Source organism: Jiangella gansuensis DSM 44835 (assembly GCF_000515395.1).
In the GTDB taxonomy this organism is placed as follows: domain Bacteria; phylum Actinomycetota; class Actinomycetes; order Jiangellales; family Jiangellaceae; genus Jiangella; species Jiangella gansuensis.
In genome coordinates, this window is sequence record NZ_KI911782.1 from 2,096,241 (window position 1) to 2,121,797 (window position 25,557).

Consider the following 25,557-nt stretch of genomic DNA (forward strand, 5'->3'; position numbering starts at 1 on the left):
CGGCGAACCGTGACCGAACTGGACCTGCAAGCCGACGTGCCGCGCGGACCCGTCCGCGCGGCCGTCCTGCTGTTGCACGGCGGCCGCTCGGAGAGCCTCGAACCGGTGTCGGCGCGGCAGCCGTCGGTGCTGCGGCTCATCCCGTTCGCGCGTGGGCTGCGCCGCGCCGGCGGGCCGCTCGGCCTGGCGGTGTGGCGGCTGCGCTACCGCGTGCGTGGCTGGAACGGGCCGGCGGAGTCGCCGCTGGCCGACGCGCGGGAGGCGCTGGACGTGCTGCGCGAGCGGCATCCGGGGCTGCCGGTCGCGCTGGTCGGGTACTCGATGGGCGGCCGGGCCGCGGTCCGGGTCGCGGCAGACCCAGCCGTCGTCGCCGTCGCCGGGCTGGCGCCCTGGCTGACGCCGGCGGAGTCACCCGAGACACTGGCCGGGCGGCACGTCCTGCTCGTGCACGGCGGCGACGACCGGACCACGGACCCGCGAGCCACGGCGGCCTTCGCGGAGCGGGCGCGGCTGGTGGCGGCCTCGTGCGCGTTCGTCGCGGTACCGGGCGACGGGCACGCGATGCTGCGCCGTCCCGGAACCTGGCACCGGCTGACCACCGAGTTCGTGCTGGAGCGCACCGGACTGGCCGAGCCCGGTCAGCGCCGGCGTCGGTGACCGGTGCCGCCGCGCTGGCCGGGTAGTGGGCCAGTGAGCGGGCGGTAGTTGACATCCAGGGCGTCGAGGCGATCCAGGTGGGTGCCCAGCCGGCGCACGAGCTCAGTGGGGCTGCGGCGGTCCGCGGCCGTCCATGCGACCTCGGCCAGGGCACTCAGCCGTGGAAAGGCCATGTACTCGACCGCGTCGGGCGTGGGCATGTACTCCGACCACAGCTGGCCTTGCACGCCGAGCAGCCGGCCGGGCGCCGCCGGGTCGAGCCCGGTGGTGGGCTCCCATGCCGCAACGTCGTCGAGGGTGACGGTCCACCCGTTCGCCGCAGGTTCGCCCGGGTCGTCGGACTGGTAGTAGTCGAAGTAGGTGCGCTCGCGCGGGGACATGACGACGTCGTGGCCTGCCGTCAGTGCCTCCTGCCCCTTGCCGGCGCTGCGCCAGGCCATGACGACGGTGTCAGCCGGCATGCCGCCGTCGTCGATGACCTCGTCCCAGCCCACGACGCGGCGACCGCGTGCCGTGACGTAGCGGTGCAGCTGGCGCAGGAACCAGCTCTGCAGTTCGTCGGGGGAGCCGAGGCCGAGAGCTGCGGCTCGCGCGACGGCCTCGGGGCTGGCGCGCCACTCGTCGCGTGGACATTCGTCGCCGCCGAGGTGCACCCACGGCCCCGGGAACACGTTCAGGACGGTGTCCAGCACGTCGCGAGCAAATCCGAGCGAGGAATCCGTGGGTGCCAGCACGCTCGTGGAGATGCCCCAGGACCGCCGGACCTCGGGCGATCGGCCGGTGTTCCCGAGCGCCGGGTAGGCGGCGAGGACGGACTGGACGTGGCCGGGCAGGTCGATCTCCGGCACGACTGTGATCGCCCGCTGGGCGGCATACGCGACGATCTCTCGCAGATCGTCGAGGGTGTAGAAGCCACCGTGCGGGGTGCCGTCGAAGGCGTCGGTGCCGCCGGGCACGACGGTCTCCGCTCGCCACGCGCTGACCTCGGTGAGCCGCGGCCACGACGGCACGTCCACTCGCCAGCCTTGGTCGTCGGTCAGGTGCAGATGGACGGTGTTCATGCGGTGCAGCGCGGCCAGGTCGATGAGCTTCAGGACGAACGACGTGGGCATGAAATGCCGTGCGACGTCGAGATGGATCCCGCGCCACGAGAAGCGGGGGGCATCCTCGATGTGGCAGCACTCGACGACCGCCGCCGCACCGACGGGTGCGCCGCGCAGCGCCCACGGTGGCAGCAACTGGCGGAACGTCTGCACTGCCCGGACGAGCCCGGGCACCGTGGCGCTCTCGGCGAGGACACGATCCGTCGAAACGGTCAGGCGATAGCCCTCTGGGTGGTCCGACGCGGCGGGGTCGGCGCGCAGCACGAGGGACGCGGCGGGATCATCGGCCGTCGTGACCGACGGGCGGATACCGGCGCCGGCGAGCACGTCGTGCAGGAGCCACGCCGGCTGTCGTGCATCGCCGTCGGCACCGATGAGGGCGTTGGCGGTGAGGGCGAACGTCCCTGGCTGCCGCTGGTGCACCAGCGGCAGCGGGACCAGATCGGCCCGGGCGGGGTCGTCAGGCATGGTCGGCTCCCGGGCGGCCGTTCTCGACGACGAACGAGGCGCGGGTACTGATCGGCGCGTCCGGCCGCGAGATGTACGGCAGGACGCGGAAGTCGTTGACCAGTTCGTCCGGCGTGACCGTGACCCGGCAATAGCCCCGCTGGAAATTGCAGAACTTCATGTGCGGATTGGCCAGGAGGTAGCCCTCGCCGACGGGGAGCATGTCCGCGCCGTCGCGATTGCTGCTGATCGACGTGCCCACGATCTCGGTACCGACGACCGGCGAGTCGGGGTCCGCATAGTCGGCCTTGAGGTCCATGAGGTAGTTGCTGTGCCGGTCTCCGGTGACGACGACGAGGTTCTCGACGGCGCGTTGGTAGGCGCCGGTTAGCACGAGGTCGCGCTCGACGACGTAGGCGTCCCATGAGTCCGCGAACCAGGATTCGGCCTGCTCATCGGGATCACGGTCCAGCTGGGCCATCGGCACCTGATTGCCGATGAGCTGCCAGCGCGCCCGCGAGGCCGCGAAGCCGTCGAGCAACCACTCGCGCTGCTTTCCGCCGAGCATGGTGGAGTCGGGATCCAGGCGGCCGTCGCGCTCCGAGCGGTACTGGCGGGTGTCCAGCATCGTGAAGTCGGCCAGATCGCCGTACGGGATCCGGCGATGGACGCGGATGTCGGGGCCGGCCGGCATCTGGTTGTGCCGCAGCGGAAGGTTCTCGTACATCGCCTGGAATGCGGCGGCCTTGCGCTGCCGGAACACGGCGGGGTCCTGGTCGGGTTCGGTGTCGGGCTTGGAAGCGTCAGCCATCCAGCCGTCCTCGACCTCGTGATCGTCGAACGTGGTGATCCACGCGCACGCGGCGTGGGCCGCCTGCAGATGGCGGTCGGACTTGTACAGCGAGTACTGCAGGCGGTATGCAGTGAGGTCGAAGCACTCGCCGAGCATGTAGTCGGGAATCGGGTTCCCGTCGTGGTCGGTGCTGAACCCGTACGACTCCTCGTAGATGTAGTCACCGAGGTGCAGCACCAGGTCCAGATCCTCCTCGGCCATGCGCTGGAAGGCGGTGTAGTGGCCGCCGTGGTAGCTCTGGCAGGAGGCGACGGCGAACGAGAAGGAGTCCGGCATCGTGCCGGGAGCGGGCGCGGTGCGGGTGCGGCCGACGGGGGACAGCAGGTTGCGGAACCTGAACCGATACCAGTAGTGGCGGCCCGGCTGCAGGCCGTGGACCTCCGGGTGCACCGAGTAGCCGAGCTCCGGCGACGCGAACACGGTGCCGGCCTTGACGACGTTGGCGAATCGCTCGTCCGTGGCCACCTGGTACTGGACCGGATACGTCGCGTTCGGCATGCCGCCCAGGCCGTCCTGGGCGAACGGGTCGACCGCGAGCCGCGTCCAGAGCACGACGCTGCCCGGTCCCGGATCGCCGGAGGCCACGCCGAGTGTGAACGGGTTCCCGGGCAGCCGCGGTGCCGAGTAGGCGATGGTGTCCCACCAGCCGGTGCCCAGCATGACGGCGGCCGCGCCGGCGCCGGAGTATCCCAGGAATCGTCGCCGGTCGAGCCGACGGCTGTGCGCGCGTTCGGACATGGGTCTCCTGTCTTGGAACTCGTCGATCTGGCGGCGAGGGTCACCGCAGGCGGGGGAGGACGGGTGACCGGCCATGCACGACCCCGGACAGTCGCGTGGTCGGGATCATGGTGAGGAGCACCAGCCTCTGTCAAGCATCTAATTCAAATTAGATTTGTGTGTGACGCACGAGAATTGTCGCGCCTACCCCTCCTACCAAGGCATTGACACGATGCTGGTGCGGCCCTACTGTGACGCTCTAATTCGAATTCGGAGGAACGTGGAGATGGCGAGAAGGCCACGGCAGCGAGACATCGCGCGGCTCGCGGGTGTCTCGCAGACCACGGTCTCGATCACCCTGAACGGCAAGACGGCCGAGCACGGGATCAACCGCGAGACCCAGCAGAAGATCATGGCGGCGGCCCGCGAGCTCGGCTACGTCCCGAATGTGACCGCGCGTGCCCTGCGTGGCGGGCGCAACGGCCTGATCGGCGTCCATTCCTTCGAGCCGCTCTTCCCCACCAGCCAGAGCAGCTACTACGAGGAGATGATGGTCGGCATCGAGCAGCAGACCATCAGGTCGGGCCAAGACCTCGTGCTGTTCACGTCGCTCCACCAGGACGACGGGCCCGCGAGCATCTTCCACGAGGGCCGTAACCGGCTACGCATCGCCGACGGCGCCATCATCCTCGGGTTCGACCAGCACGACGACGAATTGGCGCGCCTGGCCGCCGATGGCTTCCCGTTCGTGTTCATCGGCCGCCGCGAACAGGCAGCCGCGCTGATGCCGTACGTCACCGCCGACTACGACGCGGCGGTCCGCGACATGGCTCGGCGCATCCACGAGCGCGGCCACCGCGATGTCGTCTACATCGGTGTGCCCGACGACGCCGAACCGCGTGTCGAGCGCCGTCAGGCGTTCCGGGCGGCCTGCGCCGACCTCGGCCTGAATCTGGTCGAGGAGATCCTCATCGCTCCTGAAGACCTCGGGACGGACCGGCTCACCGGCGTACTCGACGCGGGGGCGACCGCCGCCGTCGGAGAGGGCGCCAGGTGGCTGGAACGCCTCAGTCAGCTGTGCGCCGAACTCGGGGTCGCCATCCCGGGGCGGCTGTCCGTCGTCGGACTCGACTCGCTCGACGCCACCACACACCCGTGGACCCACTTCGAGGTGCCGCGGCGCGACATCGGGGCGCGCGCTGTGACGCTGCTGCTCGAGGTCCTCGACGGCAGGCACGAGCTGACCTACCACGAGCGCCTGCCGTGTCGGTTCGAACCGGGGGCCACGCTCGCCTCGGCGCCCTGATCACGCCCCGTGTAACCGCATCAATCACGCCGGCGGCCGGCCCGCGCCGCATCACGCTTGCCCTTGCACGGAGGAACACCACGATGACGAGGATGATCCGGAAGGCACCTATCGGTTTCGCGGCCGGAGCCCTGGCGACGTCGCTCCTGTTCACCGCCTGTGGTGGCGGGCAGGCGGCCAGTGACAGCGGCGGCGGTGACGGCGAGGGGTCTCTCGTCGTCTGGTTCCCCGGCAACTCCGAAGCCGAGATGGCATTGGTCAACGACACGATCGTGCCGGCGTTCGAAGAAGAGACGGGCGCCGACGTCGAGGTCACGTACGTCGACTGGGCCGACATGTCGCCCAAGCTCAACGCCGCGTTCGCCGCCGGGACCGCGCCGGACGTCGTCGGCCACGGCATCGCCGCGGCGGCCGACCTGGTCGCGAACGACCGCGTCGAGGACCTCACGCCCTACGTCGAGCAGCTGGACGACGGCATGCGCGACGATCTGGCCACCGCGTTGGACGGCAGTGAGGTCGATGGACAGGTGGCCATCATGCCCCTGCTCATGACGATCCGGATGCTCGTCTACAGCGGCACCGACTTCGCCGCCGCCGGACTGGATCCGGACAGTCCGCCCACGACCTGGGAGGGTGTCAAGGACGCCGCCGAGACGCTGACCGTGCGCGAAGGCGACCGGATCACCCGCGCCGGCCTCGTCGTCCCCAGCCATCCCATCGCCGCGCAGCAGACCTTCGCGACGTTGTTGTGGTCCAACGGCGGCGAGTTCCTCAGCGAAGACGGCTCCGAGGCCACCCTCGACACCCCGCAGGCCGAGGGCGCGCTGGACTTCTTCGCCAGCCTGTACCACGGTGCCGATGCCGTGGACAACCAGCTCGGCACGGCGTGGTCGGACTCCCCGGAGGCACAGCATCCGGTGGTGACCGGCGACGCCGCCATGGAGCTCGCCAACGCCGGGTCCATCACGAAGCTCCAGGCCGCGGCGCCCGAACGCGACCTGCGCCTGATGCCGCCGCCGGCCTTCGAGGGGAACGAGCCGGCCGCGTTCGGCGGCCCGGCGAACGGCCTGATGATCAACAAGGACAGTGAGAAGAAGGAGCTGGCCTGGCAGTTCCTCGAGTACATGATCGATCCCGAGATCAACGTCCAGTACGTCCAGGCGCTCGGTGGCCTGCCGATCCACGCCTCGTCCGCGGACGCCGAGGCATTCGCCAGCAACCCGGAGCTGCGCAAGGCCGTGGAGGCGCTGTCCGCCAGCCGGGGGAACCCGAACGTCGTCGGCTGGGTCCAGATGCGCGACGCGATGAGCCAGTTCCTGGAGCGGGCGATCCACGGCGACGCCAGCCCAGCCGACGCACTGCGCGACGCCGACGCCGAGGTGGCGAAGATCATTGGCTCCTGACACCACCGCGGTGGCGGGCGGGGGCCGGGCGGCGACGGTGCCGCCCGGCCCCCGCCCGGGCCCCAGCCGGCGGCCGCTGCGCCGCCCGGCGTTCTACGGCATGCTCTTCGTACTGCCGGCCACCTTCTACGTGCTGGTCTTCCAGCTCGGCCCGGTGCTCTACGGCCTCGTCCTGAGCTTCAGCGAGTACAGCCCGCTCAGCCGCACCGGACCACAGTTCGTCGGGCTGGAGAACTACCGCTCACTGCTCGACGACCCCGAGTTCGGCCGTGCCCTGGCGGTGACCGGGCGGTACGTCCTGCAGGTGCTGCCGTTCACGGTCGCCATCGCACTCTGCCTGGCGCTGCTGTCCAACCGGGCGTTCCGCGGCATCGGGCTGTTCCGCACCGCGATGTACGTCCCGCACGTCGTCTCGCTGACCGCGGTCAGCATGATCTGGCTCTGGATCTACTCCGACCAGGGCCTGGTCAACGAGATCCTCGGGTTCTTCGGACTGTCCGACCAGCGCTGGCTCACCACCGAGAGCGCCGCCCTCAACGCCGCCTCGGCCATGCGGGTCTGGAAGGCCCTCGGCAGCAACATGGTGCTGCTGCTCGCGGGGCTGCAGACCATCCCCAGGGACCTCTACGAGGCAGCCCGCGTCGACGGCGCCAATGTCTGGCAGCAGTTTCGTTACGTGACCCTGCCTGGGCTGCGGCCGATGCTGACGTACGTCGTCGCGATGGACATCATCTTCCTCGCCCAGGGCTTCACCGAGATCTTCGTGCTGACACAGGGCGGCCCGTACGGCAGCACTACCACCGTCAACTACCTCATCTACACCGAGGCGTTCCAGTACAACCAGATGGGCAGCGCCTCGGCCATGGCCTTCGTCCTGTTCGCGTTCATCGCGGCGCTGTCGATCATCGCCATCCGCGGCGGGCGGGGGAGGCGGACATGACGACACTGCTCTCGCGGCCGCCGCTCCGCCGGCGGGCCCGGCGCTGGACGCGCCCCATCGTACTCACGGTGGTGGCCGCCCTGGTGCTGATGCCGTTCATCTGGATGATCAGCCTCGCGTTCACGCCCGAGGGCCAGACCGTCGCCGGGGCGAACCTCATCCCCGAGAACCCGACTCTGGAGAACTTCTCCGTCGCGTTCCAGGCCGCCAACCTCGGGCGGGCGTTCCTCAACTCCACGTTCGTCACGGTGATCACGGTGGCCACGAACTGCGTCGTCCCCGTCATCGCCGGTTACGCCTTCGCCCACCTGCCCTTCCGCGGCAGCAAGGTGCTGTTCTACGTCCTCATCTCCACCGCGGCGATCCCGGTGTCGGTGACGCTGGTACCGCTGTTCCTGATGGCGAAGAACTTCCCGCTGGCCGGCGGCAATGACATCCTCGGCAACGGCGGCAGCGGCCTGCTCGACACCGTCGGCGGCCTGTTGCTTCCGTACCTGGTCGGGACGTTGAACATCTTCCTGTCCCGGCAGTACTTCGCCGGTATGAACCGCGACTTCGCCGAGGCCGCCCGCATCGACGGCGCCAGCGAGCTGCGGATCTTCACGCGGGTGTACCTGCCGATGGCCAGGCCGCTGATCGCGCTGGTCGCCGTCTTCTCCTTCACCGGCGCGTGGGATGACTTCCTGTGGCCCCTGGTGGTGTCGACGTCGGAGAACAGCACCACGGTGCAACTGGCCATCACCACGTTCGCCTCCACCGGCAACGTCAAGTACGGCGCGTTGATGGCGGCGACCATCATCGTCAGCCTGCCGGTGCTGCTGGTGTTCCTGTTCAACCAGCGCAGCTTCATCTCCGGGCTGTCCGACGGCGGCGTCAAGGGCTGACGCCCGCGCCCGCCACGTCTCGACCACCAGACCCACTCAACCGACTTACAGGAACGGAAGGGCTACGTGCAGATCGACAGTGCAGATGTCCTGGTCATCGGCGGCGGGCTCGGCGGCGTGGCGGCCGCCCGGGCGGCACTGACGCTGGGCCGGCGGGTGATCCTCACCGAGTCCGGTGACTGGCTCGGCGGCCAGCTGACCAGCCAGGCGGTCCCGCCGGACGAGCACCCGTGGATCGAGAGCGAGTACGTTTCCGCTGGGTACCGCGAGCTGCGCGAACGGATCCGCGACTTCTATCGCCGCAATTATCCGCTGACGCCCGAGGCCCGCGCAGCCGAGCACCTCAACCCAGGCCTCGGGTTCGTGTCGGCACTGTGCCACGAGCCGCGAGTCGCCGCCCTGGTGCTCGAGGAGACCGTGTCGCCGTGGCTGGCCTCGGGTGCGCTCACGGTCCTGCGCGGGGTCACCCCGGTGGCGGCGACGCGGGAGGGTGACCGCGTCACGTCGGTCACCGTCCGCGACCGGTCCGGTGCGTCGACCCTGCTGCGCGGTGCGATCGTCCTCGACGCCACCGAACTCGGCGACCTGCTCGAGCTGGCCGGGGTTCCGCACGTGATCGGCGCGGAGTCGAGGAGCGAAACCGGCGAGCTGCACGCCCCCGACCACGCCGACCCGCTGGACCAGCAGGCGATCACCTGGTGCGCGGCCGTGGAGCTCCGACCGGGTGAATCGCACGTGATCCCGGAGCCCGCCGGCTACGCAGCCTGGCGCGACACCGTCGACCCGCGCTGGCCGGGTTCACAACTGTCATGGACCGATGTCCACCCGATCACACTGGAGAAGCGGTACCGCCCGCTCTTCGCCGGCACGCCGGAGCAGGCCGTCACCGGTGCCGACCGCGACCTGTGGCACTACCGCCGCATCCTGGCCCGGCGTCACCTGGACCACACCTTCGCCGGCGGCGACGTCACCTTGATCAACTGGCCGCAGGTCGACTACTGGGAAGTGCCGCTGCTCGGCGTGGACGCCGACACTCGGAAGCGGGCCCTGGCCGGCGCCCGCGAGCTCACGCTCTCCTTCGTGCACTGGGTGCAGACCGAAGCCCCGCGAAGCGACGGCGGCACCGGCTACCCGGAGCTGCGGTTGCGCGGCGACGTCCTCGGCACCGACGACGGCCTCGCCAGAGAGGCGTACATCCGAGAATCGCGCCGCATCCGTGCGGCGTTCACCGTGACCGAGGCCCACATCGGCCGGGCGATGCGCGGGCCTGGTGTCGGCGCGCAGGTGTTCCCCGACAGCGTCGGCATCGGCTACTACCGGATCGACCTGCACCCGTCGACGTCAGGCCGAAACTACGTCGATATCGCCTCCTATCCGTTCCAGATCCCGCTCGGCGCACTGATACCGGCCTCCGTGTCGAACCTGCTGCCGGCGAACAAGAACATCGGAACCACCCACATCACGAACGGCGCGTACCGGCTGCACCCGGTCGAGTGGGCGATCGGCGAAGCCGCCGGCGCGCTCGCGGCCTACTGCCTGGAGGTCGACCGGACTCCCACGCAGGTCCGTCGCGACCCATCGGACCTGCGCAAGCTGCAGGATCTGCTGGCCCAGGGCCTCGGCGTCCCGCTGGCTTGGCCCGACGACATCCGGCGCGACGGGGGAAGCGGCGAGCCCGACGAGTAGAGTGTCGGTCGACATGGGCAAACATTCCGTCGCGATCGTCACGCTGGGCTGCAGTCGCAACGAGGTCGACTCCGAGGAGCTCGCCGGCCGGCTCGACGCCGACGGCTTCCACCTCGTCGAAGACCCGGCGGCCGCCGAGACCGTCCTGGTCAACACCTGCGGCTTCGTCGAACAGGCGAAGAAGGACTCCGTCGACTCGCTGCTGGCCGCGGCCGACCTCAAGACCGGGGGCGCCACGAAGGCCGTCGTCGCGGTCGGGTGCATGGCGGAGCGGTACGGCGTCGAACTGGCGACGGAACTGCCCGAGGCCGACGCCGTGCTCGGGTTCGACGACTACGCCGCCATCGGGGACCGGCTGCGCGGCATCCTCGGCGGGGCGCAGCACGTTCCGCACGTCCCGCGCGACCGGCGCAAGCTGCTTCCCGTCAGCCCGGTGGAGCGGCAGGCCGCCGCGTACGCCGCGCCCGACCTGCCCGCGGGCATGGCCCCGGCGTCGGGTCCGCGGTCGGTGCGTCGCCGTCTCGACGGCGGGCCGATGGCGCCGTTGAAGCTCGCCAGCGGCTGCGACCGCGCCTGCACGTTCTGCGCCATCCCGATGTTCCGGGGCTCGTTCCTGTCCCGCCGCCCGTCCGACGTGCTCGCCGACGCGCGGTGGCTCGCCGAGCAGGGTGTCCGGGAGCTGTTCCTGGTCAGCGAGAACTCCACCTCGTACGGGAAGGACCTCGGCGACCTGCGGCTGCTGGAGACGCTGCTGCCCGAGCTCGCCGCCGTCGACGGCATCGCGCGGGTGCGGGTGTCGTACCTGCAGCCCGCCGAGATGCGGCCGACGCTGGTCGACGCGATGCTCAGCACCCCCGGTGTCGTGCCCTACTTCGACCTGTCGTTCCAGCACGCCAGCACGCCGCTGCTGCGCCGGATGAAGCGGTTCGGCGGCACCGAGTCGTTCCTGCAGCTGATCGACTCGGTGCGCTCCCGCGTGCCGTCGGCCGGCATCCGGTCCAACGTCATCGTCGGGTTCCCCGGCGAGACCGAGGACGACGTCGCCGAGCTCGAGTCGTTCCTCACCCAGGCACGGCTCGACGTCGTCGGCGTGTTCGGTTACTCCGACGAGGACGGCACCGAGGCCGCCACCATGGACGGCAAGCTCGACCCCGACGAAGTCACCGAACGAGCCGACCGGGTCGGCGAGCTGGTCGAGGAACTGGTCGCGCAGCGCGCCGAGGACCGCATCGGCGACATCGTCGAGGTCCTCGTCGAATCGGTCGCCGACGGCGTCGTCGAGGGCCGGGCCGCCCACCAGGGACCCGAGGTGGACGGCACGACGAAGGTGTCCGGTGTCACCGCCGCGGTGGGTGACCTGGTCGAATGCATCGTCACCGGAAGCGACGGAGCCGACCTCGTGGCCGTCGCTCGGTAGTGAGCGGCCCCGCCAGGCCCTACCCTGGGGCCGTGCCCGAACCGTCGACGGCCCCGCCGAGCCCGTGGAACATCGCGAACGCGCTGACCGCGGCGCGCATCGTGCTGGTGCCGCTGTTCGGCTGGCTGCTGCTGCGCGCAGGCGGCGAACACGACCCCTCGCGGGTCGTGGCGTTCTTCGTGTTCGGCGTGGCCATGCTGACCGACCGGCTCGACGGCGACCTCGCGCGCAAGCGCGGCCTGATCACCGACCTGGGCAAGATCGCCGACCCGATCGCCGACAAGGCGCTGACCGGCATGGCGTTCGTGGGGCTGTCGCTGCTCGGCGACCTGCCCTGGTGGGTGACGGTGGTCGTGCTGGTCCGCGAGTGGGGCATCACGCTACTGCGGTTCGCCGTCATCCGGTACGGCGTCATCCCCGCCAGCCGGGGCGGCAAACTCAAGACGGCCCTGCAGGCGCTCGCGCTCGGGCTGTACATCCTGCCGCTACCGGGATGGTTCGACCCGGTCGAGGCGACGGCCATGGCGGCCGCCGTCATCGTCACCGTCGTCACCGGCGTCGACTACGTGGTGTCGGCGGTCCGGCTGCGTCGTGGCTCGGCATCGGGGCCGGCGTGAATGCCGAAGACGCCGTCCGGGCCCTGACCGCATCCGGCCGTACCGTCGCCACCGCAGAGTCGCTCACCGGCGGTCTGGTCTGCGCCGCGCTGACGTCGGTGCCGGGCTCGTCCGCCGTCGTCCGCGGCGGTGTGATCGTCTACGCGACGCAGCTGAAGTCGTCGCTGGCCGGCGTGCCGGGCGAGCTGCTCGACCGGCACGGCCCGGTGGCTCCGGAGGTCGCCGCCGCCATGGCCGACGGTGTCCGGCACCGGCTGGGCGCCGACGTCGGCGTGGCCACCACGGGCGTCGCCGGGCCGAGCGGGCAGGACGGCCACCCACCGGGCACCGTGCACGTCGCCGTGGCCACGTCGCAGGGGACCACCGTGCGGTCGTACACCGGCGACTCCGCGTTGACCGGCGGACGGGGGGAAGTCCGGGACGCGACGGTGCGGGCCGCGCTGGAGCTGCTGTCCGGACTCTGAGACGCCGGTTCGGCGCGCGGGAATCCCCGGGCCGGCCGGCGCGTTCCACAGTGACGATGACGACTGATTTTCACCACCGCGCCCCGGCGAGGCCGGAAGCGCAAACGCTCGAACCAGAAGGTACGGTGGAGTCAAGCACAGGCGAGACGAATCGCGAGAGGGGTAGCCGATGATCCTCATCAGACGGCTCGTCGGCGATGTCTTGAGGCGTCGCCGGATCGAGCAAGGCCGCACTCTCCGCGAGATCTCGGCTGCGGCGCGAGTCAGCCTCGGGTACCTGTCCGAGGTCGAACGCGGCCGCAAGGAAGCATCGTCTGAGCTGCTCGCGGCCATCTGCGAAGCACTCGATCTGCCCATGTCGGAGGTTCTGCGCGAAGTCAGCGACGAGATGATGCGGGTGGAGGCGGCGGCCGTCGGTGCCCTCACCGAGCTGCGGCCCCGGGAGATGTCCCGGCCGCGTGACGTCGTCAAGGTCGGCTGATCTCGGCGCGGCCCGAGTCCGGGGTCGCGGCCGCTCCGGCGTTCCGCGACGCCATGGCGCGGCTCGCCAGCGGTGTGGCGTTGCTCACGGTGCTCGACCCCGTGGGGCGCGACTGCGGCCTGACCGTGACCGCGGTGTCGTCTCTGTCTCTGGACCCGCCCCTCGTCCTGGTGTGCGTCATGAAGGACCGCTTCATGCACGACACCCTCTTCGTCGCCGACGGCTGGTCGCTGACGTTCCTGGCCGCGGATCAGTTACCGCTCGCCGACTACGCCGCGCGCGACCGGCACCCAGGCGCCCGCGACGACTTCTCGGCCTGGCCCAGCCGCCGCACCACGCACGGCGAGCTCGTCTTCACCGGCGGTGTGGCGGCGGTCGAGTGCGTGCCCTATCAGCTGGTCGACGCCGGCGACCACACCATCGCGATCGGCCGGGTGGTGCGGGTCGCCCCCGACCTCACCGGCGAGGTGCCGCTGGTGCACGTCGACCGCGGCTACTACTCGCCCGGCGACCCCGTCACCTGATCGTTTGGCGAGCGGCCTGCCGGACCATGAACAATGCCGGGTCCTCCGGGGCGGCGAACCCGAGCGGCTCGTACACCCCGTGCGCGTCCGCGGTCGCCAGCATCCACCGCTCGACGCCGGCGAGGTCCGGGTGCTCCAGGACCGCCCTCACCAGGAACCGCGCGAGTCCGCGGCCACGATGCTCCGGCACCACGAACACGTCAGCCAGGTACGCGAACGTCGTCGCGTCGGTGACGACCCGAGCGAACCCGACCTGGCTGCCGTCGCCGGCATACAAGCCGATGCCCATCGACCGGGAGACGGCCCGCTCGACCGTCTCACGGGAACGGTGGGCACTCCAGTACGCGGTGCGCAGGAAGCCGGTGATGACGGCGAGGTCCAGCCGGCCGGCGTCGTCGTCGACCTCGTAGCCGCCGGTTGTCGCGAGGATCACCTCGCCAGGGTACTCAGCCGTCGCCCTGGCGCCGGGTGGCTCACCCCCTCAGCCGCAGCCCGCGAGGTGTGACGTGGAAACCGGCAGCGGTCAGTGCCTCGCCGAGCGGGGTGGTGGTGATCTGTTCGCCGTCGGCCCGTTCGACCCGCAGCGACCCCAGTGCTCCCTCGCGCACCGCCAGCGCCAAGGCGTCGGCGGTGGCCCGCAGCCGCTCGGGGTCGTCGGTCCAGGACAGCAGCGTCCGGCCGCCGCGCTCGACGTAGAGCGCAAGGTCGCCGTCGATGAGCACCACCAGCGCGCCGGCCTTGCGGCTCGGGCGGTGCCCGGAGCTGCTCGTCGCGTCGGTGTCGCGTGGGCTCCGGTCGGGCCAGGGCAGCGCGGCTCCGTACGGATTGGCCGGATCGGTGGCGGCCAGGACCACCGCGCTGGCCGGCCGGCCGTCGTCGGTGCGGGTGTACGAGCGCAGCCGGTCCACCGCGCCGGGCGTGCCGAACTGCGCCGCGCCCAGGCCGGCGACGAAGTAGCCGCGGCGGGCCCGGCCGGTGTCCTCGAACATCGAGAGCACCCGGTACGCGGCGGCGAACCCGCCGGGCAGCCGCTCGGCCGTGACCGCGCCGCGGGTGACCACGCCGTGCCGCTCGAGCAGCGCTTCGGCGGCGGCGTGCGCGCGGCGGGTGATGTCGGTATCGCGCTCGGGCAGCAGCGACCACCGCCCGGCCGCGGCCGGCGGCCCCGACCTCGACGGCATCGCGACGCGCCCGCGGGCGTACCGGGAGCGCGGCCTGGCCGGGCGGGACCGGTGCGACGACCGGGTGCCCGACAGCAGGGACCGCAGCGGCGCCAGGGTGTCGTTGGTGATCGATCCGGCCCAGACCAGGTCCCACAGCGCCGTCGTCAGCGCGGGATCGTCGGGCGGGGCGTCGAGCCGGCTGCCGACCGCATCGCTGAGCTGCCGGAAGAAGTACGCGCCGCCGCCGGCCAGCGTCTCCAGGACGGCCGTGTGCAGCCGCCCGTCCGCCTCGGCGGGGTCGACGTCGGGCAAGGTGAGGTGTGCGGTGTCGGCCAGGTGCAGGGACACCCAGCCGTCGGAGCCTGGGAGGGTCCCGTGCCCGGACCACACGACCTCGCCGGCCGCGGTCAGCTCGTCCAACCACGCCGGCGTGTAGGCCGCCACCCGCGCGGGCAGCACCAGGCTCTCCAGCGCGCTGGCGGGAACCGCGGCGCCGCCGAGCTGCTCGACCACGCGCAGCACGCCGTCGGGGCCGCGCAGTGAGCTGCCCACCGACTGCCAGGCCGGCAGGAACCGGCCGAGCGTGGCGGCGTCGACCGGCTCGACCTCCTTGCGCAAGGCCGCCAGCGACCGGCGGCGCAGCAACCGCAGGACCTCCGCGTCACACCACTCGGTGCCGGTGCCGCCAGGGCGCAGTTCGCCTTCGACCACCCGGCCCTCGGCGGACAGCCTGCGCAGCGTCGTGGTGACCACGGCGATGCCCAGGCCGAACCGCGTCGCCACGTCGGCGGCGTGGAACGGGCCGTGCGTGCGGGCGTACCGACCGACGAGGTCGCCGAGCGGATCGGGAACCGGCGCGGCGAATGCCTCGTGCACCCCGGTGGGCAGGGCCACCCCGAGCGCGTCGCGCAGCCGGGCGGCGTCCTCGACGGCGGCCCACAGTTCCTGCCCGGCGATCCGCACCGTCATGACCCGGCGTTGGCGCAGCAGGTCGTCCAAGTGCGCTGACGCGTCCTGGCCGTCCGTGCAGCGTGCCTGCACCTCCGCCGTCGTGAGCGGGCCGAGCAGCCGCACCAGGTCGGCCACCGCCTCGGCACTTCCGGCCCGCCGGTCAGGGGCGAGCCGCTGGAGCTCGGCCTCGGTGGTCTCGACGACCTCGAGATCGAGCAGCTCACGCAGCTCCGTCTGCCCGAGCAGCTCGGACAGCAGAGCCGAGTCGAGCGTGAGCGCCTGTGCGCGCCGTTCCGCCAGCGGGGAGTCGCCCTCGTACATGAACGCCGCGACGTAGCCGAACAGCAGGGACCGGGCGAACGGGGACGGCTGCGCGGTCTCGACCTCGACCACCTTGACCGACCGGTCGGCGATGTGGCGCATGATCTCGCGCAGGCCGTCCAGGTCGTAGACGTCCCGCAGGCATTCGCGCATGGTCTCCAGCAGCATCGGGAACGAGCCGTACTTCGACGCCACCTGCAGCAACTGCGCCGAGCGCTGCCGCTGCTGCCACAGCGGAGAGCGCCGGCCCGGCGTGCGGCGCGGCAGCAGCAGGGCCCGGGCCGCGCACTCGCGGAACCGGGACGCGAACAGCGCGGAGGCACCGACCTCGGTGGTGACGATCTCGTCCAGCTCGTCGGGCTCGAGGACGACCAGCCCGGCGTCGGGCGCGCGGCCCGCGTCGCCGCCCGGAGGCCGGCCGGCCCCGTCGGCCAGCGGTTCGTCGAACCCGTCGAGGGTGTCCGGGATGCGCAGGACGATGCCGTCGTCGGCGTGCGCGGCCTGCACGTCGACGCCGTACCGTTCCCGCAGCCGCGCCCCGATGGCCAGCGCCCACGGCGCGTGCACCCGGGCGCCGAAGGGGGAGTGCAGGATCAGCCGCCAGTCGCCGAGCTCGTCGCGGAACCGCTCGACCACGAGGGTGCGATCGTCCGGGACGTGCCCGGTGGCGGCGCGCTGCTCGCGGATATAGGCCAGCAGGTTGTCGACCGCCCACTCGTCGAGGCCGGCCCGGGCCGCCCGCTCTCGCGCCTTGGCGTCGGGAAGCCGGTCGATCTCGCGGACGAACGCCCCGAGCGCCGCACCCAGCTCCGCCGGCCGGCCGAGGGTGTCGCCGTGCCAGAACGGCAGCTTGCCCGGCTGGCCCGGGGCGGGGGAGACGAGCACACGGTCGTGGGTGATGTCCTCGATGCGCCAGCTGGTGGCGCCGAGAGCGAAGACGTCGCCGACCCGCGACTCATAGACCATCTCCTCGTCCAGCTCACCGACGCGGGCGCCGCCCTTACGCGGGTCCGAGCCGACCAGGAAGACACCGAACAGGCCGCGGTCGGGGATGGTGCCGCCGCTGGTGACGGCCAGCCGCTGGGCGCCGGGCCGGCCGCGCAGCACCCCCGCGGTGCGGTCCCACACCAGCCGCGGCCGCAACTCGGCGAACTCGTCGGACGGGTACCGGCCCGCGAGCATGTCCAGCACCGCGTCGAACGACGACTGGGGGAGGGAGGCGAACGGGTGCGCCCGCCGGACCGTGGCCAGCAGCTCGTCCACCGGCCAGTCGTCCATGGCGACCGCCGCGACGATCTGCTGCGCCAGGACGTCGAGCGGATTGCGCGGAACGGCCAGCTCCTCGATCTGCCCCGACCGCATCCGCTCGGCGACGACGGCGGTCTGCACGAGGTCGCCGCGGTACTTGGGGAACAGCACACCGCTGGACACCGCGCCGACCTGGTGACCCGCGCGGCCGACCCGCTGCAGCCCGCTGGCCACCGACGGCGGCGACTCGACCTGGACGACGAGATCGACCGCGCCCATGTCGATGCCGAGTTCGAGACTGCTGGTGGCGACCACCGCCGGCAGCCGGCCGGACTTCAGATCGTCCTCGATGAGGGCGCGCTGCTCCTTGCTGACCGAACCGTGGTGGGCCCGGGCGATGGCACCCGAACCGCCCCGGGTGCTGCCCGCCTGGGCCATGAGCTGCGCCGGGGGAGCAGGGTCGGGTGGCGGTCCCGCGCCGTCACGCTCGGCGGCGATCTCGTTGAGCCGAGCCGTCAGGCGCTCAGCCAGCCGCCGCGAGTTGGCGAAGACGATGGTGGACGAGTGCTCCTCGACCAGGTCGACCACCCGCTGCTCCACGTGCGGCCAGACCGACCCGGTGGCGGGGGTGCCCAGCGGCTCCGGCTCCGGCGCGGCGGCCAACTCCTCCAGGTCGGGCACCGGGACGACGACGCGCAGGTCCCAACTCTTATCCGACGGCGGCGACACCACCTCGACTGGCCGCGCCCCGCCGAGGAACCGGGCCACCTCGTCCACCGGCCGGACGGTGGCGGACAACCCGATGCGCTGGGCCGGCCGCGGCAACAGCGCGTCCAGCCGCTCCAGCGACAACGCGAGGTGGGCGCCGCGCTTACTGCCGGCGACGGCGTGCACCTCGTCGACGATGACCGTCCGCACGTGCCGCAGCGACTCGCGCGCCTGTGACGTCAGCAGCAGGAACAGCGACTCCGGCGTGGTGATCAGGATGTCGGGCGGTCGGCGGTTGAAGCGGCGGCGCTCCTCGGCCGGCGTGTCCCCGGAACGCACCCCGACGGAGATGTCCGGCTCCGGCAGCCCCAGCCGTGCCGCCGCGTGCCCGATGCCGGCCAGCGGCGCCCGCAGGTTGCGTTCGACGTCGACGGTGAGCGCCTTGAGCGGCGAGACGTAGAGCACCCGGCAGTGGTGCATGGGGTCCTCCGGCACCGGCTCGGTGGCCAGCCCGTCCAGCGCCCACAGGAAGGCGGCGAGCGTCTTGCCGGACCCCGTGGGCGCCACGACCAAGGCGCTGCGATCGGCCGCGACCGCGCGCCAGGCACCTTCCTGGGCCGACGTGGGCGCGGCGAACGACCCGGCGAACCACGCTCGCGTGGCCGGGCCGAACAGCTCGAGGACATCACCCACGCCCCCCATCATGGCCCGACCCACCGACAGGGTCGTCGAGCGGCCACAGCCGGCGGCTCCCGATCGCCTGGTTCCGTAGCGGCCGCATAGGCTTGCCGGCGTGCGGTTGACGGATTTCTGGGAGCGGATGGAGCACCATCTCGGCTCCGCATACGCCGACTCGTGGGCGCGCGACTACGTCCTCGAGGCGCTCGGCGGGCGCACGGTGCACCAGGCGCTCGCCGCCGGCGAGGACACCAAGGTCGTGTGGCGCGCGGTTTGCGACGCCCTGCGGCTTCCGCCCGGCGTCCGCTGAGCCCGCCCCCGAAACCGGGATGACCGGTGTCGGGCCCGGGCGGTAGCGTCACCAATCGTGACAGACTCCGCGGCGGCCGCCGACCCTACGCTCCACGCCGTCCAGCAGCGCACCGTGCGCACCCTGGTCGCCAGCCAGGTCGCCGGCGGGCTCGGAGTCTCGGCCGCCATCGCGGTCGGTGCCGTCGTCGTCACCGAGCTGTTCGGCCGCGAAGACCTCTCCGGGCTGGTGCAGAGTTCCCAGGTGCTGGGTGCGGCGCTGCTGGCCATGCCGGCGGCGGCGCTGGCCATGACACATGGCCGGCGGGTCGGGCTCGGTGTCGCCTACGCCGTCGGCGCCGCGGGCGCGCTGCTCGCCGTCGTCGCCGCTCAGATGCAGGTCTTCGGCCTGCTGCTGGCCGGTACCGCGCTGCTCGGCGGTGGGACGGCGGCGGGCTTGCAGGCTCGCTACGCCGCCACCGACCTGGCGCCTGCGCACAGCCGGGGGCGGGCGCTGTCGGTGGTCGTCTGGTCCACGACGGTCGGCGCCGTCGTCGGGCCCAACCTCGCCGGCCCGTCGGGGCGGCTGGCCGAGACCTTCGGCATCGAGCCACTGGCCGGGCCGTTCCTGGTGGGCGCGGTCGTCATGGGGGCCGGCGCCCTGATCGTCCTCGCCGGGTTGCGGCCGGACCCGCTGCTCACCGCGCGCGGGCGGGGGTCCACCGTGGCCCCGGTACGCCGCCGGGGAGTGCTGCGCGCCGGTTGGACGGCCATCGCCGCCAGCCCGCCGGCCGTGCTCGGCCTGGTCTCGGTGGTGGTCGGGCACACCGTGATGGTCACCGTCATGGTCATGACCCCGGTGCACATGACGCACGGCGGCGCGTCCATCTCGGTCATCGGCTTCGTCATCAGCGTGCACGTGGCCGGCATGTACGCGCTGTCACCGGTGATGGGGTGGCTGGCCGACCGGGCCGGCCGGATCCCGGTGGTGCTCGGTGGCGTGCTGACCCTGCTGGCGGCCGTGGTGCTGTCGGGCACGGCCGAGGAAGGACACTCGCCGGCGCTGACGGCCGGGCTGTTCCTGCTCGGCCTGGGCTGGTCGGCGTGCATGGTGGCCGGGTCCACGTTGCTGACCGACGCCGTGGCGCCGGACGACCGGCCGGCCGTGCAGGGCGCGTCCGATCTGCTCATGGGGCTGGCCGCGGCCGGCGGGGGAGCGCTGGCCGGCGTGGTCGTGGGCTCCTTCGGGTACGGCGTCCTGAACGCCGCGGCGGCCGTGCTGCTGGCCGCGCCGGTCGTCGCCACACTGGTTCCGGCGTGTCGCTCGCTATCGAACACTCGTTCGGTCTAGAGTCGATTCTGTCCGTACGCCGAGAGCCAGACGGCGGAGTTTCCACAGGCCGCGAATTCGTTCTCGAACCTGTCGGTGGCACCGCGTAACGTCTGACGGCGATGAACAAGAAAACGCAGGGCCGCGCGCCGGCCCGTCGACCCCAGGTGGTGCCCATGGCTGTTCCCGCGGACCGCGACAAGGCGCTGGACGCTGCGCTCGCGCAGATCGAGCGCTCGTTCGGCAAGGGCTCGGTGATGCGTCTTGGCGAAGAGGCCCGGGTGCCCATCGAGGTGATTCCCACCGGGGCCATCGCCCTGGACGTCGCACTCGGCATCGGCGGTCTGCCGCGCGGCCGGGTGATCGAGATCTACGGCCCGGAGTCCTCCGGTAAGACGACGGTCGCCCTGCACGCGGTGGCCAACGCCCAGCGCGCCGGCGGCGTCGCGGGCTTCATCGACGCCGAGCACGCCCTCGACCCCGACTACGCGAAGGCGCTGGGGGTGGACACCGACTCGCTGCTGGTCTCCCAGCCCGACACCGGTGAGCAGGCACTGGAGATCGCCGACACGCTGATCCGTTCCGGCGCGCTCGACATCATCGTCATCGACTCCGTGGCCGCTCTGGTCCCGCGGGCGGAGATCGAGGGCGAGATGGGCGACAGCCACGTCGGCCTGCAGGCGCGACTCATGAGCCAGGCGCTGCGCAAGATCGCCGGTGCGCTGAGCCAGTCGAAGACCACCGCCGTCTTCATCAACCAGCTGCGTGAGAAGGTCGGCGTCTTCTTCGGCTCGCCCGAGACCACCACCGGTGGGAAGGCGCTGAAGTTCTATGCCTCGGTCCGGCTCGACGTGCGGCGTATCGAGACGCTGAAGGACGGCACCGACGCGGTCGGCAACCGCACCCGCGTCAAGGTGGTCAAGAACAAGGTCGCGCCGCCGTTCAAGCAGGCCGAGTTCGACATCATCTACGGCGAGGGCATCAGCCGCGAGGGCAGCCTCATCGACCTCGGGGTGGAGCAGAGCATCGTCCGCAAGTCCGGGGCCTGGTACACCTACGAGGGCGATCAGCTGGGCCAGGGCAAGGAGAACGCCCGCAACTTCCTCAAGGACAACCCCGACCTCGCCGACGAGATCGAGAAGAAGATCAAGGAGAAGCTCGGCGTCGGGCCGAAGGTCGATACCGCCGCCGTGGACGAGGTCCCGGTCGACTTCTGAGCGGAGACATCGTGAGCAGGAACGCCGGCCGGGCGCGGGGGAGGCGCCGGGACTCCGAGGAGGAGCTCGACGTCGAAGCCGACCCGGCCGCGGTCGCCCGGTCGGTGGCGCTGAAGCGGCTCGCGGCCGCGCCGCAGACTCGCGCCCAGCTCGACGCCGCCATGGCTCGCAAAGGCGTGCCCGAGGAGGTCCGAGAGGAAGTCCTCGGGCGGTTCGGCGACGTCGGGCTCGTCGACGACGCCGCCTTCGCCCAGGCGTGGGTTCAGTCCCGGCACGCCGGGCGCGGCCTGGCCCGCCGGGCGCTCGGCCACGAGCTGCGCACCCGTGGTGTCGACGCGGCCACGGTGGCCGAGGCCGTCGAGGCGGTCGACCCGGAGCAGGAGGAACGCACCGCCAGGGCGCTGGTGTCGCAGCGGCTGCCCGGCACCCGGCGGCTCGACCCGCTGGCCCGGACCCGCCGGCTCACCGGCATGCTGGCGCGCAAGGGCTACCCGGCCGGCCTGGCCTTCCGGGTGGTCCGCGAGGCCCTCGAAGCCGAGGGCGTGCAGACCGAGCATTTGCCCGCCGACGTCCCCGACGACTGACGCCCCGGGTGGCTGTTCACCTGGCGTTGCTCAGATGAAGTCGCGTGGAATGCGACGGGTCCAGTCCTTGGACGCGATCCGCCGCTCGCCCTCGTACGCGTCCAGCTGGGCATGCAGGTGGAACTCGGTGGCCGTGCACGTCAGCACCGTCCGGGTGGTGGCGTGGACGCTCCAGTCGCCCCGGGTGAATCCCATGTGCCATTCGGTCTCGCCGCGCGTCGACGTGACGTCGTCGCCGACGAAGCTGTACCGCTCGTACGCCCGCCTGGTGATGTCGAGACCGATGTCGTCGATGTGCGACACCCCCAGATCCTTCACGACCTCCAGCGCCGAGGAATCCTGCGCGAGGTCACGCGTCACGGTCCATCGGTGTTCGCCCGGCTGTCGTGAGGTCACGGCGATGGGCGGCGCGCCCTCGGGCTCGTCGAAGGACGGCGCGTGCTCGTCATCGGACGGGTCGTGCTCCCGGACCGGGAGGACGAGCTGGGAGCTGCCCGTGAACACCGTCATCCGCACGGATTCCGGCGACGGCCACACCAGCGGCCAGTACGAGGTCGAGACCGACAGGCGGATCCGATGCCCAGCCGGAAACGCCTGCGCCATGCCGTTGAGCTGCACTGTCACCGCATACTGAGTTCGCGGCTCGAGCCGCTGCGGCCCGGTGGGACTGTGGTGGTGGGTGAGGTTCGCGACGCCGTAACTGACGCGAGTCGCCTTGCCGTCGGGCGCGACGTCGGAGAGCCGGACCGCCACCATGGCCAGCGGCTTGTCGGCGGCGAAACTCAGCTCGAGCACGGGCGCACCCAGGAGTTCGAGCCGGTCGGTGAGCACGTCGCTGTCGAACACCAGCGACCCGCCGTCCTCCTCCCGCTGGTCGTACGGGAGGTCCGGCGGGGCGTTGTACGAGCACCACTTGCCGGCGAACTGCCCGACCGAGAGCGGCGACTGCACCGTCAGCGGGACGACGTCGACCTGCTCGCCCGGTTCGGCGATGCGGTGGCGCGCCAGCGGATGGCGCAACGGGACGACCCGCTCGCTGGGCCATTGGTCCTCGCCGACCCACCGGCCCGGGCGTTCGGCGTACGCCGTGGACGGCGGCACGGTGTCCTGCATCCAGATGCTCAGCTGTGGGCCGTCCATGGCGCCGTTGCCGGTGTCGTCCTTGAGCCAGTGGTCCCACCAGCGCACCACCTCCTGGAGGAAGCCGATCGCCGGACCCGGCTCACCGAGGTGCGGGTACTTGTGGCTCCACGGACCGATCAGTCCCTTGCGCGGCACGTCGAGCTCGGCGAGCAGGCGGAAGACGGCGTTGGAGTAGCCGTCGGCCCAGCCGCTGGCGGCGAACACCGGACAGGTGATCGCCGAGTAGTCCTCGCAGACCGAACCGTGCCGCCAATAGTCGTCGCGCTGCTGATGGCGCAGCCACTCGTCGAGCCACAGGCCGCTGTTGTCGAGCCGCTCGAGCCACATGTCCCGCCACCGTTCACCGACGAGCGCGGGGTCGGGCGGACAGGAGTTGTAGGCGAACATCGTCGAGGCCCAGGACAGGTTGTCGCTGAGCAGGCAGCCGCCCATGTAGTGCACGTCGTCGGCGTAGCGGTCATCGGACGAGCAGACGGTGACGATGGCACCGAGGCTCGGGGGCCGGCGGGCCGCCACCTGCAAGGCGTTGAACCCGCCCCAGGAAATGCCCATCATCGAGGTCCGGCCGCTGCACCACGGTTGCTCGGCCATCCATGCCAGGATCTCCTCGGCGTCCTGGAGCTCCCGTTCCAGGTACTCGTCGGTGAGAACACCCTCGGAGTCGCCGCTGCCGCGCAGGTCGACGCGCAGGCACGCGTACCCGTGGCCGGCCATGTAGGGGTGGTGGATGGAGTCCCTCAACGCGGTCATGTCCCGCTTGCGATACGGAATGAGCTCCAGGACACCCGGCACCGGCTCGTCGTCGGAGGACTTCGGTCGCCACAACCGTCCGGCCAGCCGGACCCCGTCGGACATGGGGATCCACAGATGTTCGTCCTCGGTGACGGCGTGCGGCAGCGACGTGACGGTACGCATGCGTGACTAACTCCCGGTGGCTGGCTGTTCGTCGATCTCGAAGCGCAGTCCGCTGGTGCACTTCTCGTACTTGTCGACGAGGTCGTCCTCGTCGGCGGCTCCGATGTACAGCTGGGCGAGCCCGAAGCTGTACGAATCCTCTCCGTGCAGATCCGAGAGCCGATCGCCTTCGTCGACCTTCACGACGATCGTGCTGCCGGGGACATCCTGCTGCAGCTGGGCGATCTCGGACGGCGACGGCACCACGCGGACGACGCCGTCGGCGAAGCAGCGCAGGAACCATTTCGCGGCGACGTCGTACGGCCCCTCGCCGTAGCGGGCCTCCGGTTCGTTTCCCATCGCGAGGTCGATCATGAACTGGTGGTTGGGCAGGCCGTCCACAAGCTGGAAGAGCCTGGCGTGGGACTGCGAGTGCCGGGGGTTGATCTCGAGCAGTTCGAGCCGGCCGGTCTCGGAGTCCCAGAAGAACTCGATGTTGAACGTCGAGCGGTCCAGTCCGATGGCGCCGATGACGCGCCGGGTGACGTCGGCGATGCGGGTCGTGACCTGGTCGGGAAGCCGCGTGGGGTACTGGTAGCGCAGGAAGCTCGCGGTGCCGGGGTAGTGGACGGAGTCCACGACGCCGTAGACGGTGATGTCGCCGTCGTGGACGTAGCCCTCGACGGTGAGCTGCTGCCCGGTCGAGGCCTCCTCGACCAGGCAGGCGGTCCCGCCGACGGCGGCGATCTCCGGCGGGAGGTCCACCATCGACAGGACGGCGGAGAACGGCTCGCCCATGCGGGCGGCCGCCTCGCGGACCTTCGGCAGCTTCCGGCGCAGCTCGGTGTCGTCGGCGCACCGGTAGGCGCCTTCGGAGGACGCGGATTTCACCGGCTTGATCCACACGGGGTAGGAGAGCTCTCCGGGAAGCCGGGGATCGTCGTCGTGCACGTCGATGAGACCGAATCTGGGGTGCTCGTCGATGGCCTTCTGCTGCTCGATGCGGGACCAGTACTTGTGCTCGCACTTGAGGACCGAGGTCAGGTCCGCCGACGGCAACCCCCGCTCCGCGCACAGGATGGGAACCATGAGGCTGACCGGGAAGTCCCAGTAGCCGACGATGGCGTCGACGGTGCCGTCGAAGGCATCGAGCTGGCGGCGCGCCTTGTCCAGCAGCTCGGGCAGCGGGATCGTCGCGCCGTGCTGGAGCTCATCGATCGTCAGTAGTTGATGGAAGCGATAGCGGGACGCATCGCGCAGGGTCCGCAGGTTCGCCCGGTTGAGGTCGTCCATGCCCAACACGAATGCGTTCTTCTGCATCACTTGTACCTTCCAGTAGCCGACGTCTTGTCCGTTCCCCTGGCACCGGGAGGACAAACGGGGCGCTGGAGGAGCGCGCGCTCGTGTCACCTTGACCGCCTGTACACCCTTACGTAACCTCAAATCCAAAGGTGGAGAACAACTCCGCGACCGCGGATCGGACATAGTGAACGTGGCACGACTCGACACCGCAACACCGCCGAGGCCGGCGCA

20 protein-coding genes and 1 pseudogene are annotated in these 25,557 nt (G+C 71.4%); 15 read left to right on the plus strand and 6 right to left on the minus strand.

Annotation, left to right across the window (positions count from 1 at the left end; all coding sequences use genetic code 11):
• Positions 1-9: 9 nt before the first annotated feature.
• The gene (locus tag JIAGA_RS28870) at positions 10-657 is read left to right on the plus strand and encodes an alpha/beta hydrolase (protein WP_051426635.1); all 648 of its coding nucleotides are present in this window, start codon (positions 10-12) and stop codon (positions 655-657) included.
• On the opposite strand, the gene JIAGA_RS0110195 is transcribed toward JIAGA_RS28870, so the two are convergent.
• Both JIAGA_RS0110195 and JIAGA_RS0110200 read right to left on the minus strand, forming a co-directional pair.
• Positions 639-2,228, minus strand: a complete 1,590-nt coding sequence (locus tag JIAGA_RS0110195) for a beta-N-acetylhexosaminidase (protein ID WP_026875582.1) — start codon at positions 2,226-2,228, stop codon at positions 639-641. The two genes, JIAGA_RS28870 and JIAGA_RS0110195, sit on opposite strands and share 19 nt — an antisense overlap.
• Positions 2,221-3,798: an alkaline phosphatase D family protein gene (locus JIAGA_RS0110200; RefSeq protein ID WP_026875583.1), complete on the minus strand. Its 1,578-nt coding sequence runs from the start codon at positions 3,796-3,798 to the stop codon at positions 2,221-2,223. The genes JIAGA_RS0110195 and JIAGA_RS0110200 overlap by 8 nt, the downstream gene beginning before the upstream one ends.
• A 265-nt stretch (positions 3,799-4,063) precedes the next feature.
• Between JIAGA_RS0110200 and JIAGA_RS28875 the strand changes: the two genes are divergently transcribed.
• The 10 genes and pseudogenes from JIAGA_RS28875 (at position 4,064) to JIAGA_RS28895 (ending at position 13,499) form a co-directional block, all read left to right on the plus strand.
• Positions 4,064-5,083, plus strand: coding sequence for a LacI family DNA-binding transcriptional regulator (locus tag JIAGA_RS28875; protein ID WP_051425928.1), 1,020 nt, complete (start codon positions 4,064-4,066; stop codon positions 5,081-5,083).
• 83 nt (positions 5,084-5,166) lie between these two features.
• Complete coding sequence (locus tag JIAGA_RS0110210) at positions 5,167-6,486, plus strand: ABC transporter substrate-binding protein (protein WP_084469606.1); 1,320 nt, start codon at positions 5,167-5,169, stop codon at positions 6,484-6,486.
• The gene (locus JIAGA_RS0110215; RefSeq protein WP_026875585.1) at positions 6,476-7,426 is read left to right on the plus strand and encodes a carbohydrate ABC transporter permease; all 951 of its coding nucleotides are present in this window, start codon (positions 6,476-6,478) and stop codon (positions 7,424-7,426) included. Before JIAGA_RS0110210 ends, JIAGA_RS0110215 begins: the two co-directional genes overlap by 11 nt.
• On the plus strand, positions 7,423-8,310 hold the full coding sequence (locus tag JIAGA_RS28880; protein WP_051425930.1) for a carbohydrate ABC transporter permease: 888 nt from the start codon (positions 7,423-7,425) through the stop codon (positions 8,308-8,310). Before JIAGA_RS0110215 ends, JIAGA_RS28880 begins: the two co-directional genes overlap by 4 nt.
• Positions 8,311-8,376: 66 nt before the next feature.
• Positions 8,377-9,996, plus strand: coding sequence for an FAD-dependent oxidoreductase (locus JIAGA_RS28885; RefSeq protein WP_035812365.1), 1,620 nt, complete (start codon positions 8,377-8,379; stop codon positions 9,994-9,996).
• A gap of 13 nt (positions 9,997-10,009) precedes the next feature.
• A complete protein-coding gene (gene rimO, locus JIAGA_RS0110230; RefSeq protein ID WP_035813875.1) occupies positions 10,010-11,413 on the plus strand; it encodes a 30S ribosomal protein S12 methylthiotransferase RimO in 1,404 nt (467 codons plus the stop codon).
• Positions 11,362-12,030, plus strand: a complete 669-nt coding sequence (gene pgsA / locus JIAGA_RS0110235) for a CDP-diacylglycerol--glycerol-3-phosphate 3-phosphatidyltransferase (RefSeq protein ID WP_084469607.1) — start codon at positions 11,362-11,364, stop codon at positions 12,028-12,030. Before rimO ends, pgsA begins: the two co-directional genes overlap by 52 nt.
• Positions 12,027-12,494 (plus strand): CinA family protein, encoded by a 468-nt coding sequence (locus tag JIAGA_RS0110240; protein WP_026875588.1) that lies wholly within the window; start codon positions 12,027-12,029, stop codon positions 12,492-12,494. The genes pgsA and JIAGA_RS0110240 overlap by 4 nt, the downstream gene beginning before the upstream one ends.
• A gap of 169 nt (positions 12,495-12,663) precedes the next feature.
• Positions 12,664-12,933, plus strand: a pseudogene (locus tag JIAGA_RS28890) (helix-turn-helix domain-containing protein); the annotation flags it as partial.
• Between the two features lie 95 nt (positions 12,934-13,028).
• On the plus strand, positions 13,029-13,499 hold the full coding sequence (locus JIAGA_RS28895) for a flavin reductase family protein (RefSeq protein WP_035812367.1): 471 nt from the start codon (positions 13,029-13,031) through the stop codon (positions 13,497-13,499).
• On the opposite strand, the gene JIAGA_RS0110255 is transcribed toward JIAGA_RS28895, so the two are convergent.
• On the minus strand, positions 13,492-13,932 hold the full coding sequence (locus JIAGA_RS0110255; protein ID WP_245597151.1) for a GNAT family N-acetyltransferase: 441 nt from the start codon (positions 13,930-13,932) through the stop codon (positions 13,492-13,494). The two genes, JIAGA_RS28895 and JIAGA_RS0110255, sit on opposite strands and share 8 nt — an antisense overlap.
• A 40-nt stretch (positions 13,933-13,972) precedes the next feature.
• Positions 13,973-18,592 carry an ATP-dependent helicase gene (locus JIAGA_RS0110260; RefSeq protein ID WP_026875590.1) on the minus strand — a complete coding sequence of 1,540 codons (4,620 nt, stop codon included), beginning with the start codon at positions 18,590-18,592 and terminating at the stop codon, positions 13,973-13,975.
• A gap of 91 nt (positions 18,593-18,683) precedes the next feature.
• On the opposite strand from JIAGA_RS0110260, the gene JIAGA_RS0110265 reads away from it, so the two are divergent.
• The 4 genes from JIAGA_RS0110265 to JIAGA_RS0110280 all read left to right on the plus strand — a co-directional run bounded on the left by JIAGA_RS0110265 (position 18,684) and on the right by JIAGA_RS0110280 (position 21,987).
• Positions 18,684-18,878: a DUF3046 domain-containing protein gene (locus JIAGA_RS0110265; RefSeq protein WP_026875591.1), complete on the plus strand. Its 195-nt coding sequence runs from the start codon at positions 18,684-18,686 to the stop codon at positions 18,876-18,878.
• A gap of 54 nt (positions 18,879-18,932) precedes the next feature.
• A complete protein-coding gene (locus tag JIAGA_RS28900) occupies positions 18,933-20,207 on the plus strand; it encodes an MFS transporter (protein ID WP_035812368.1) in 1,275 nt (424 codons plus the stop codon).
• 155 nt (positions 20,208-20,362) lie between these two features.
• Positions 20,363-21,403, plus strand: a complete 1,041-nt coding sequence (gene recA, locus JIAGA_RS0110275) for a recombinase RecA (RefSeq protein WP_026875592.1) — start codon at positions 20,363-20,365, stop codon at positions 21,401-21,403.
• An 11-nt stretch (positions 21,404-21,414) separates the two neighbouring features.
• Positions 21,415-21,987 carry a regulatory protein RecX gene (locus JIAGA_RS0110280; protein WP_211239598.1) on the plus strand — a complete coding sequence of 191 codons (573 nt, stop codon included), beginning with the start codon at positions 21,415-21,417 and terminating at the stop codon, positions 21,985-21,987.
• Between the two features lie 30 nt (positions 21,988-22,017).
• Here the strand turns inward: JIAGA_RS0110280 and JIAGA_RS0110285 are convergent, their stop codons facing one another.
• Together JIAGA_RS0110285 and JIAGA_RS0110290 are read right to left on the minus strand one after the other, a co-directional pair.
• Complete coding sequence (locus JIAGA_RS0110285) at positions 22,018-24,045, minus strand: CocE/NonD family hydrolase (RefSeq protein ID WP_026875594.1); 2,028 nt, start codon at positions 24,043-24,045, stop codon at positions 22,018-22,020.
• Positions 24,046-24,051: 6 nt separating this feature from the next.
• Positions 24,052-25,344, minus strand: coding sequence for an ATP-grasp domain-containing protein (locus JIAGA_RS0110290; protein ID WP_026875595.1), 1,293 nt, complete (start codon positions 25,342-25,344; stop codon positions 24,052-24,054).
• Positions 25,345-25,557: the final 213 nt, after the last annotated feature.